Genomic DNA, 11,363 nt, shown 5'->3' on the forward strand with positions numbered 1-11,363 from the left:
TAAAAACTTCTCAATTGCAGATACTGGTGTCGTACTCTCCACCACCCCCAAAACATTATCTTATAGTTTATCTTTTTCACGGTAATTCTACCGCCAAAACATCCCTTTTAGCAAAATTCGCTATCGATATTTTTTTTCCTGCCTCTTTTTTTATTTAAAAATTTTCTGTAAATACTCTCATCCATTTTTTTATATTTTTTGATAAAAAAAAGTAGCAATCGACTTTAATCCCATTTCCCGGGCATTGAAAATCTGCTCGGTACTTCCGATGAATATTACGCCTCCAGGACGCATAGCCTCTGCAAATCTGCGATAAAGCTTATCCTTAGTCTCCTCTGTAAAATAAATTACTACATTGCGGCATAAAATAAGATCAAAATCTTTTCCAAAAGCATCTTTCAGCAAATCATGCTGCTTAAAGTTTACCATCTGCCTAACTTCATCAGAAATGCGATAATTAGCCCCTTGCTGAATAAAATATCTCTTTAAATAAAGAGTTGGAACACCTTCTATCCCTTTCGCCGTATACAGGCCCATCCCTGCTTTTTCTAAAACCTCCCGATCAATGTCGGTAGCCAGTATCTTTTCTTTGAGGGGCCAGCGGTCTTCTTTTGCTGCCATAGCTAAGGAATACGGTTCTTCACCGGTGGAACAACCTGCACTCCATATTTTTAAAGTATTACGCTGTTTTAATAAGAGAGGAACTATTTCCCTGCGCAATATCTCCCAGTGGGCAGGATTACGAAAAAACTCTGAAACATTTATAGTAATATGATCCAAAAATTTACGATAAACATCTTTATCCCGGGTCAATAAATTTACAAATTCCTGATAATTGGCTGCATTTACTGAACGCATAAAGCTATTTATGCGTCTTTCCATTTGCGGTCTCTTATAAGCCTTTAAATCTATTCTGCTAATCTTCTCAAATCTTTCTATAAACCATTCCCAACTTCCCGTATTCAATTATTCTCCTCCCTGCTGTACTTTATCTAAAGCTCTTGAAACAGCCTCAACTGTTTTTTCTATATCCTCCATTTCATGGGCACATGACACAAAACAAACTTCAAATTGAGAAGGCGGAAAGTATACACCTTCTTCTAAAAGTTTCCGATAAAAAACAGCATACTGAGCAGTATCACATTTTACAACATCTTCATATGTATTAACCTCCGACTCCGTAAAGAAAATGGTAAACATTGAACCTATCCGATTTATGGTATAAAAAAGCCCATGATCCTCAAAAACATTCTTAAGCCGATTTGCGAGCATATAAGTCACAACTTCCAGACGATCATACCAGTCTCTATCCTGTAAAACCTTTAAAGTAGCAGCTCCTGCCGCCATAGCTAAAGGGTTTCCGGACAAAGTACCGGCTTGGTATACATCTCCTTCCGGAGCTACCCGGCTCATTATTTCTTTGCGACCTCCATAAGCCCCCACCGGAAGCCCCCCGCCTATAATTTTGCCTAAAGTAGTAAGATCAGGAGTTACGTTGGCAAAATTCTGAAAACCACCATAGCATATCCTGAACCCGGTTATAACTTCATCAAAAATAAGCAAGCTACCACTATATTCGGTTATCCTACGCAAACCTTTAAGAAAATCAGGATCAGGCAGAACCAATCCCATATTTCCTGCTATCGGTTCAACTATTACTGCAGCTATGTCGCGTCCTTCTTCTTTAAAAAGCCTTTCTACCGATCCCAAATCATTATATCTGGCCACCAGTGTATTTTTAGCATAGTCTTCTAAAACCCCGGCACTGTTAGGAACACCTGAGGTTAAAAGTCCCGAACCAGCCTTTATAAGAAAAGAATCAGCATGTCCGTGATAACAACCTTCAAATTTGACAATCTTATTTCTTCCCGTCCAAGCACGGGCTAGCCTAATAGCACTCATGGTAGCCTCAGTTCCGGAATTTACAAAACGCACCTTTTCAATAGAAGGAATCGCACTGCATATCATCTGGGCCAATTCCAACTCTTTCTCTGAAGGTGCACCATAGCTTGTTCCATTTTCAGCTGCTTCTTTAACCGCCTTTATTACTTCTGGATGGCTGTGTCCTAAAATTAAAGGACCAAAAGAAGCTACATAATCTATAAATTCATTATCATCAACATCATAAATTCTAGCTCCCTGTCCCCTCTTTATAAATAAGGGATCAAGTCCTACCGCTTTAAACGCTCTGACCGGACTGCTCACACCTCCGGGCATACATTCTTTAGCCATTTTAAAAAGCTCGTCAGACTTAGTGCGCCGCAAATAATTTCCCTCCTAAATCTATATTAATAACTCTTTTAAAAATATTCCATGCTTGTTTTTTTTATTTCTTTTATGCTTCGAAAAACTTTATATTCTTTAATACCAGTTTTTGAAGCTATTTCATCTATCAATCTTGCCAAATCTTCTTCACTCGTCGCATGCAGCATGGTAAAAAGATTATAGCCAAATTCTGCGGGAACCTTCCTCAAATAACAATGACTCACTTCTGCAAAGCCTGCCATTATTCTCCCTACTTTATCTTCTTCATTATCATTTACCTTCCATGCCGTCATAGCATTTACTTTAAAACCCATCCTGTTGTGGCGTAAAACAGCACCAAAACGGCGAATAATCCCACTTCTCTTCATATCTTCTATTCGCTTCAAAACATCTTCTTCCTTCACTCCAATTTCTTCTGCTATTTCCCTGAAAGGAGAAGATGTCAAAGGCATATTGCCCTGGATAGCTTTGATAATCGCCCTGTTTATATCATCCATTTTCCTCACCTACTGAAAAAACTGCCCTTATCTTATAAACCTTAAGAGCCGGCATGGAAACAACTTCTGCTCCTATGCTTTCTTTTAATTTTTCTATGATTTCTTCCGCTTTCTCTTCAGATGAAGCAGTCAGGGTAAACCATACATTATACCAGTCATCCCGGATATAATTATGAGTTACTCCCGGTTCTGCATTTATAAGCCTTATGGCTTCCTCAAGCTTATTCTCTTCAATATGACAGGCGCATAAAGTAGAATAAAAACCCAACTTTTTAGATTCCAGAACTCCTCCTATGCGCCTTATTATACCTTTCTCCTGCATAATCTTTACCCGTGTCAAAAACTCTTCTTCATCGATTCCAAGTTTATCAGCCATAACCTTGTAAGGCCTTGAAGTTATAGGAAAATCATTCTGCAAGAGATCCAAAATTTCAGCATCAAGCCTGGTAAGTTTCATTACCTTTCCACTCCCTTAGGCTTATAAAGACACCACTCATCCTCTGCCATAAAATCTCCCTGGCTGTAATAATATGCCCTGGCTCTGCACCCTCCGCATTTTTCTTTATAATCACAAATTCCACATTTACCTTTATATTCCATAGTTCTAAGTTTATTTAAAATCGGATCATTAAGCCATATCTCATTAAAAGGCTTTTCTCGAACATTACCTAAAGGAATATCAAGATAAGCACATGGCTGCACATCTCCTCTAGGACTTACTATGCAGTAGCTTATTCCTGCCAAACACCCGCGGCTAAAGCGAAGGGGAATTCCTTTTCTGTCCGCAATCCTTATAAACTGCGGGGCACAGGTAGGTTTAATTTCAATATCAAACTTTTTCTGCATCTCCATAAGCAGATTAATAGTTTTTTCATACTGAACTACCCGCAGGGCTTCTTCCTCTATATCAACTGCCCGTCCAGTAGGAACCAGAAAAAATACATGATAAGCCACAGCTCCTATTTCACAGGCAAAATCTGCAATTTTTTCAATTTCATTTGCATTCCAGTCCATAACCGTAGTATGTATCTGAAAAAGAACCCCTGCCTTCTTCAAATTTTTCATACCTTCAACTGTTAGATTAAAAGCATTTTCAAGTTTGCGAAAACGGTCATTTTTTTCCGGATTAAGGCTGTCTAAACTTACTCCAGCCGCCATAAAACCTGCTTTCTTTATTTTTTCGGCTACCTCAGAAGTAATCAAAGTTCCATTAGTGCCTAAAACAGGTCTTAACCCCTGCTTTGATGCATAAGAACCTAATTCAAATATATCCGGACGCATAAGAGGCTCCCCGCCGCTGAAAATCATTATCTTAAAACCGGCCTTTTTTATTTCATCAATAAGCTTTTTACCTTCTTCTGTGGAAAGTTCCTCATCCAGCTTATATCCTGCATCCCGGTAACAATGATCACAAAACATATTGCATTGATTGGTAGTATTCCAAGAAACCAGCATATTTTCACATCCCAACCTGTCTTAACTCGAATTTCTTAATACTGCAAAATCCTTGCCATATCTTTGGCCGCGTAAGTTATTATAAGGTCAGCACCCGCCCGCTTAATTGAAGTCATTACTTCCATCATTACCCGCTCTTCATCAAGCCAGCCGTTAAAGGCTGCTGCCTTTATCATGGCATACTCCCCGCTTACATTATAGGCAGCAGTAGGCATACCAAAGTTTTCCTTAACTGCTTTTATAACATCCAAATAGGCTAAAGCAGGTTTTACCATAACAATATCGGCTCCCTCTTCAATATCCAGAAATACCTCCCGCAAAGCCTCCCGTCCATTAGCCGGATCCATCTGATAAGTTTTGCGGTCGCCAAACTTGGGAGCAGACTCAGCTGCTTCCCGAAAAGGTCCGTAAAAAGCAGAACAGAACTTGGCAGCATATGACATTATAGGAATATTTTCATATCCTTCCTCGTCAAGCCTTTTTCTTATATAACCGATTCTTCCGTCCATCATATCGGAAGGAGCTACCATATCACATCCTGCCCTAACATGGGATAAGGCTTCCATGAATAAAAATTCCAGAGTGGCATCATTATCTATCCTTCCCTTTTCATCTAAAATGCCACAATGGCCGTGATCAGTATATTCACATAAGCACACATCAGTAATCACATACATTTCCGGATATAAATCTTTTATGTATTTTACTGCCTCCTGAACCACGCCGTTATCCTGATAGCCAGAGGTGCCTGAACTATCCTTGTATTCAGGTATCCCAAATAAAAGCACGGATTTTATCCCCAGACTCACCAGTTCATCAATCTCATCTTTAAGCATGTCCTTAGAAAGCTGATATACTCCTGGCATAGACTTAACCGGCTGTTTCCTTCCTTCACCATAAATTATGAACAGAGGATAGATAAAATCATCTACCGTTAAAACTGTTTCCCGGACCATACGACGTATAGCTTCATTCTGCCTTAACCTGCGCATACGGTGAATTGGAAATGTCATACTTAAATCTCCCCTTTTCTTTCTTCCTCAATGAGATAACAGGCAGGATCTTCTGCCCAGATATCTCCGTAAACCTCCCTTGCCCTTATACGACAACCACCGCATAATGATTTATAAGTGCAAATTCCGCATTTGCCCTTAACATGTTTTTCTTTTTCTCTCAGTTTCATCAAAAGTTCGTCATCTGAATTCCATACCCGGCTAAAAGGCTTTTCTCTCACATTCCCTATGGTATAGTCCTGCCAGAACTGGCAGGGATGCACATTTCCAGAAGCATCCACATTGGCAAACTTGGTGCCTGCTGAACACCCACCGTGCATATTGAGAAGCTTGATTATTTCATCAGCTCTTCCCGGCTCCTTTTGCCTTATATGATTAAGCAAAAATATGCCATCAGCATGGTTATCTGTAGTTAATATTTCAACTTCTACTCCTTTTTGGAAAAGCTCCACAGTCTTGCTGATTATAAAGTTTAAAATCTCACGCTTTTCCTGAGTTGAAGTATCCATATCTGCCATACTCTTTCCACGGCCAGCATATACCAGGTGATACATGCAAAAACGGGGAATCTTTTCTCTCTCAACCAACTCCAAAATCACCGGTAAATCAGCCATATTGTATTTATTTACAGTAAAACGAATACCCGTTTTAATTCCATTATCAAGACAGGCTCTTATTCCTTCTAAAGCCTTCTTAAAAGCCCCTTTCTGATTTCTAAACTCATCATGGGTTTCTTCTACGCCATCAATGCTTATTCCTACATACTGAAAACCGGATTCCCTGATTTTTTTTGCCTTAGCATCATCAATTAAAGTTCCATTGCTGGAAATAACCGGCCTTAGTCCTTTCTCAGCTGCCAGTTTTCCCAACTCAAAAATATCATCTCTTAAAAGAGGTTCCCCGCCGGAAAACAACAATACCGGAACCTGCATTTTTCCCAAATCGCTTATAAATTCTCGTGCTTCCTCAGTAGTCAGCTCGTTTTTATACCGTCTATCTTCTGCATCAATATAGCAGTGTTTACAAAAGAGGTTGCAGCGGTTTGTCATATTCCAGACTACCAGAGGACGATTTATTTCGGAAAATTGCAGCAAATTGGCAGGGACTTTTCCCTCCTCATTGTGTTTCATTACCTCTGATACAGTAGCTGTGCCACAAAGCAGTTTTGTACATCCTATCATGTAAATTCCCTCCCGCCCCTTTACACATTTTCTGCCGCTATTATCGCATCGAGTAATCCATCTATGGTATATTCCTTAGCCACCAAATCAACTCTAAAACCTTCCTTTTCAGCCGTTTCTGCTGTAATAGGTCCTATACAGGCTATCTTAACCTTACCGCTTATGCCTTTAATATTTTCTCGTCCTAATATTTTTACAAAATTGCTTACCGTAGAAGAACTGGTAAATGTAATATAATCAACCATACCTTTGAGAATTTTTTCCTTATTCTCTGCACTTACGCTGCTCATCGGCACAGCTTCATACAGATATATCTCATTAACATGAGCCCCCCACCTCCGCAAGGTTTCAGGAAGTAGGCTCCTTGCTCCTTTTGCTCTAGGAAGTAAAACCCACTGTCCTCTTTTTATTTTAGATTCTAACATGGCTAAAATCCCTTCTGCCCGGTATTCATCGGGCAAAGCTTCTGCTTTCAATCCTCTATCTTCTAATTTTTCTCTGGTAGCAGGACCTATCGCGCAGAGATTTATCCCTTTTAAATCCCTTATATCAATTCCGCACTTTTTCATCCGTTCAAAAAATATCTGGACAGCATTAACACTGGTGAATATAATCCAATCATAATGTTCAATATTGCACAGTGCATTATCGAGGAGATGTAAATCAGATAAAGGACTGATGGAAATAGTAGGAAATTCTATGGCTTCTCCACCTAAAGCACAAATTTTATCAGCTAAAAGACTGGCCTGAGCCCTGGCTCTAGTCACCACAATCTTTTTACCCCATAAAGGCTTATTTTCCAGCCACTTAAGCTGTTCTCTTAAGGTTACAACTTCACCCACCACAATTACAGCAGGAGGTTTAAAGGCTTTTTGTTTTACTTTATCGGCTATATCCGCTAATGTTCCTGTTAACACCTCTTGCCCCGGCAAAGTCCCCCATCTTATAAGAGCAACCGGAGTATCAGGGCTTCTCCCGTTAGTAACCAAATGATGACATATAAATTCCAGATTTTCTATTCCCATTAAGAAAACAAGGGTACCAGCCCCGGTAGCTATATGCTCCCATTTTATTGAACTTTCCTTTTTATCTGGTTTTTCATGTCCGGTAATAATCGCCAAAGTAGAAGTGGCATCCCGGTGGGTTACAGGAATTCCTGCATAGGCAGGAACAGCTATTGCTGAAGTAATTCCTGGAATTACTTCAAAATCAAATCCATGCTCTCTTATGTATAAAGCCTCTTCTCCACCCCTGCCAAAAAGAAACGGATCTCCTCCCTTCAGGCGGACTACAATCTTCCCCTCAGCTGCCTTTTCTACAAGAAGTCGGTTGATCTCTTCCTGCGGCATGGTATGCTGATTGGAAGCCTTCCCAACATAAATAAACTCTGCTTCAGGATTAGCTAAAGCCAGTATTTTTTCACTCACCAGGCGATCATAAATTACTACTTCTGCTTTTTTTAAGACCTGTTCACCTTTACGCGTAAAAAGTCCTGGATCTCCTGGACCGGCTCCTACCAAATAAACAAAGCCTTTTTTACTCATAACCTCTTCCCCTGCCGTTTTATCTCTTTTAGTATCTTTTGTCCGCCATCTTTAAGCAGTTTTTCGGCCAAACTTATGCCGATTATTTCAGCATCCTCCACCTTGCCAGTAAATTTGTCCCTATAAAGCATGCTGCCATCTAAAGAAGCCATCAACCCTTCCAAAACCAATTTTCCATCTTTAATCTGGGCTAAAGCTGCCACCGGCATTTGGCATCCTCCTTCTAAAGTGCGTAAAAAAGCACGCTCAGCAAAGGTAGCTGCCATAGTTTCCTCATGATTAATGCGGGCTGCCATATTTAAAATATTTTTATCATCACTTCTGCACTCAACAGCAATGGCTCCCTGCCCTACCGCCGGCAACATCAGTTCATAAGGCAAATAATCACTGATATAAGTTTCCATCCCTAACCTTTTTACTCCGGCATAAGCCACGATTATAGCATCTAAATCGTTTTCAATCATTTTCTTTATCCTGGTCTCCACATTTCCTCTAATATCAACCACATTTATATCTGGCCTTATTGCCTTCAGCTGGGCAGTTCTTCTCAGACTTGAAGTCCCTACAACTGCCCCCTGTGGCAAATTATTAAATTTATACCTTTTAGCAGATATTAAAACATCCCTTGGTTCTTCTCTCTTCAAAACTGCACCTATAACCAGCCCTTTTTCTAAAACCGTGGGCATATCTTTCATGCTGTGAACAGCCATATCAATATTGCCATTTATCAGTTCTTTTTCAATCTCTTTGGTAAAAAGACCTTTATCCCCTATTTTAGATAAGGCAACATCTAAAATCTTATCACCTTTAGTTCTTATAGTCCGAATTTCTATATTAATGCCGGGGAATTCTTCATTAATACAGGTCGCTGCATATTTTGCCTGCCAAACCGCCAGCTGACTTCCCCTAGTCCCTAATCTCAAAACCGACATATTTATCCTGCTCCTCTTCATCGACTTCAAGGGCGAATAATTTTTTGGTTAACTCGGCATACATATGCCCTTGATTGCCTAATGCCATTTCTTTCAGATTAATGATAGGAAAATGCAAAAGCTGATTTACTATGGAATTGGCCATTGAAACAATAACCTTCATTTCCCTTTCAGATAAATTCCCCAACCTATTAAATGCACGGCCAAGTTCTTTCTGCTTGATTTCTTCCCCCCGATTGCGAAGTGCTTTTATGACAGGAACCACATAAAGGCATGATAACCATTCATTAAACTGTTCAATTTCTTCATCTATAATTTTCTGAGCTTTTCGGGCAGCTTTCTGCCGCATAAGGTAACTTGTATCCACCACATTCTGTAAATCATCAATATCGTAAACAAATACCCCATTTATATCTTTAAGTAAAGGATCAATATCGCGCGGAACCGCAATATCAATCATGATTATCTTTCTGCCGTCTCTCTTTTTCAAGGCATTGGAACAATTATCCCATCTTATAACATAATGATTGGCTGAAGTACAACTGATAATAATATCAGAAACAAGTAGATATTTTTCCATCTCATCAAACTTTACAGCCTTACCTTTAAACCTTTCGGCCAATTCTAAAGCTTTATCATAAGAACGGTTAGAAACTATTACTGAGCTGGCACCATTTTGTACTAAATATTCCGTAGCCAATTTGCTCATCTCTCCAGCCCCTATAACCATTACGGTTTTATCAGTCAAAGACCCCAGAATATTACGGGCCAGTTCTACCGCCGCATAACTTACCGACACCGGATGTTGATCAATCATAGTTTCTGTTCGAACCCTTTTGCCTACATATATAGCTTTTTGAAAAAGGGTATTCAAAACCCCTTCAGTAACTCCTAAATCTCTGGCTTTTTGGTATGCATCCTTAACCTGCCCGATAATCTGGGTCTCCCCTAAGACCATAGAATCTAAACCTGAAGCTACCTTAAACAAGTGATAAATAGCATCATGGCAACTGGGTTGATATAAATAAGGAGAGATTTCTTCATATTTTATCTGCATATAATCCTCAAAAAAAGATTTGATAGCCCCCTTGCTTTTTTCTATATCACGCGTTGTAATATATATTTCGGTGCGGTTACAGGTAGAAAGTATTACTGTCCCTTCAATCCCATCACATTTCGTTAAAAAATCGTATGCTTCATCAACCCCCCTGCCATTTAAAGCCAGTTTTTCCCTTATCTCTACAGGAGCCGTCCGATAACTCAATCCTGTAAGTAGGATATACATTCTTCCACCCTCTCCCTTACCTTCTTATATTCCCCCGCCTTCAACCAATTCAAAATATCATCGTCAATCAATTTATTAAAAATCTCTTCGCGTTCAGAAATATCAGCAACTTTACTTTTTATCTCTTTTCTCAATTCCCCCAGTAAATCTACATACCAGCCGTACCCAGACGGTATAATTTCTTCTAATTCCTTTCTCAGCTTCTTGGCAAAAAGCGGACTTTTTCCTTCCGTTGAAATAGCTATGGCCAAAGAATTTCTCCTTACAATTGAAGGAACATAAAAATCACAGTTGGGAGGATCATCTACTGCATTTATTAAAATCCCCTGTTCACGGCAAAGCCCTGCTATTTCATAATTAAGATTATTATCATTAGTAGCGGCAAAAACCATAAATATGCCATTTAAATCTTTTATTTCAAATTTTCGCAAATGCAAAGCAATAAGCCCATCTTCTGCCCATTTTTTCAAGTTTTCCGTAACCTCAGGACTTACAACCGTAATAGCCGCACCATATTCGAAAAGATTGGCAGCTTTACGCTCTGCTACCTTTCCTCCCCCAACAATTAAACAATTCTTGCCTTCAAGATTAACAAAAACAGGAAACAGATGTGCCATTTTAACCCCTTTTAATCAATATTTTTAAAAAAAAAGGCCTGCTCTCAGACCTATTTTTCTCTCTTTTCTTCCAGTTCTTTAAAGTCTTCTTCTTTTGCCTTGCGGAAATTTTGCAGTGCTTTTCCTAAAGATTGTCCCACCTGGGGCAGTTTCCCGGGGCCTACAATAATAAGCACGATCAGCAATATAAGCACCAATTCCCATGGTCCAAAATTTCCAATCAAACCCAACATATAACTTCCCCCCCCTCTTCCACTACAGTTCTGTTAACTTAAATCATATTTGCAATCGTAGAACCCCAGTGTTTATGCTGTTGGTGTAAGTTACCAGCTTCACCCCCAAACATAAACAAAGGAGGTTCTACGAAAATGGGTAACTTATCCTGTCCTAAGTGTTCAAGTAATTCTCTTTGGAAATACGGCCGCGATTATAAAGGTCGTCAAAAATATTGCTGTAAAAAATGCCGTACTCAATTTGTCCCTGAAGCAAATCGACATAAACACCTTAACATTAAATGCTCTTGGTGTGGCTGTGCTATGGAAGTCTACAAACGCCGTAAGTTCTACACCCGTTA

General features: G+C 39.5%; 13 protein-coding genes. 1 reads left to right on the forward strand and 12 read right to left on the reverse strand.

All coding sequences use genetic code 11. The features are described from left to right. Nucleotides 1-189: 189 nt before the first annotated feature. The 12 genes from H0Z36_RS08055 to tatA are packed head-to-tail and all read right to left on the reverse strand — an operon-like array spanning nt 190 to nt 11,022. Complete coding sequence (locus H0Z36_RS08055) at nt 190-966, reverse strand: protein-glutamate O-methyltransferase CheR (RefSeq protein WP_296865310.1); 777 nt, start codon at nt 964-966, stop codon at nt 190-192. After that, on the reverse strand, nt 967-2,265 hold the full coding sequence (gene hemL / locus H0Z36_RS08060; RefSeq protein ID WP_296865312.1) for a glutamate-1-semialdehyde 2,1-aminomutase: 1,299 nt from the start codon (nt 2,263-2,265) through the stop codon (nt 967-969). Between the two features lie 35 nt (nt 2,266-2,300). After that, nucleotides 2,301-2,762 (reverse strand): AsnC family transcriptional regulator, encoded by a 462-nt coding sequence (locus tag H0Z36_RS08065; protein WP_296865315.1) that lies wholly within the window; start codon nt 2,760-2,762, stop codon nt 2,301-2,303. After that, complete coding sequence (locus tag H0Z36_RS08070) at nt 2,755-3,219, reverse strand: Lrp/AsnC family transcriptional regulator (protein ID WP_296865317.1); 465 nt, start codon at nt 3,217-3,219, stop codon at nt 2,755-2,757. Before H0Z36_RS08070 ends, H0Z36_RS08065 begins: the two co-directional genes overlap by 8 nt. Then, nucleotides 3,219-4,217 (reverse strand): putative heme d1 biosynthesis radical SAM protein NirJ2, encoded by a 999-nt coding sequence (gene nirJ2 / locus H0Z36_RS08075; protein ID WP_296865320.1) that lies wholly within the window; start codon nt 4,215-4,217, stop codon nt 3,219-3,221. Before nirJ2 ends, H0Z36_RS08070 begins: the two co-directional genes overlap by 1 nt. 35 nt (nt 4,218-4,252) lie before the next feature. Beyond that, nucleotides 4,253-5,230, reverse strand: a complete 978-nt coding sequence (hemB, locus tag H0Z36_RS08080) for a porphobilinogen synthase (RefSeq protein WP_296865322.1) — start codon at nt 5,228-5,230, stop codon at nt 4,253-4,255. 2 nt (nt 5,231-5,232) lie between these two features. Continuing rightward, on the reverse strand, nt 5,233-6,411 hold the full coding sequence (locus H0Z36_RS08085; RefSeq protein ID WP_296865324.1) for a radical SAM protein: 1,179 nt from the start codon (nt 6,409-6,411) through the stop codon (nt 5,233-5,235). A gap of 20 nt (nt 6,412-6,431) precedes the next feature. Continuing rightward, nucleotides 6,432-7,955 (reverse strand): uroporphyrinogen-III C-methyltransferase, encoded by a 1,524-nt coding sequence (cobA, locus tag H0Z36_RS08090; RefSeq protein ID WP_296865326.1) that lies wholly within the window; start codon nt 7,953-7,955, stop codon nt 6,432-6,434. Further along, on the reverse strand, nt 7,952-8,887 hold the full coding sequence (hemC, locus tag H0Z36_RS08095; protein WP_296865328.1) for a hydroxymethylbilane synthase: 936 nt from the start codon (nt 8,885-8,887) through the stop codon (nt 7,952-7,954). The genes cobA and hemC overlap by 4 nt, the downstream gene beginning before the upstream one ends. Next, nucleotides 8,862-10,151, reverse strand: a complete 1,290-nt coding sequence (hemA, locus tag H0Z36_RS08100) for a glutamyl-tRNA reductase (protein ID WP_296865331.1) — start codon at nt 10,149-10,151, stop codon at nt 8,862-8,864. The genes hemC and hemA overlap by 26 nt, the downstream gene beginning before the upstream one ends. Next, a complete protein-coding gene (locus H0Z36_RS08105; protein ID WP_296865333.1) occupies nt 10,148-10,789 on the reverse strand; it encodes a bifunctional precorrin-2 dehydrogenase/sirohydrochlorin ferrochelatase in 642 nt (213 codons plus the stop codon). Before H0Z36_RS08105 ends, hemA begins: the two co-directional genes overlap by 4 nt. A gap of 50 nt (nt 10,790-10,839) precedes the next feature. Further along, entirely contained in the window at nt 10,840-11,022 is a 183-nt protein-coding gene (gene tatA, locus H0Z36_RS08110; RefSeq protein WP_296865335.1) for a twin-arginine translocase TatA/TatE family subunit, read from the reverse strand. A 135-nt stretch (nt 11,023-11,157) separates the two neighbouring features. Between tatA and H0Z36_RS08115 the strand changes: the two genes are divergently transcribed. Beyond that, nucleotides 11,158-11,363, forward strand: a 206-nt coding sequence (locus H0Z36_RS08115) for an IS1 family transposase (protein WP_366508880.1), incomplete at its 3' end; no start/stop codon positions are given.

Origin of the sequence: Thermosyntropha sp., from assembly GCF_017656155.1 — a bacterium.
Taxonomy (GTDB): domain Bacteria; phylum Bacillota; class Syntrophomonadia; order Syntrophomonadales; family Syntrophomonadaceae; genus Thermosyntropha.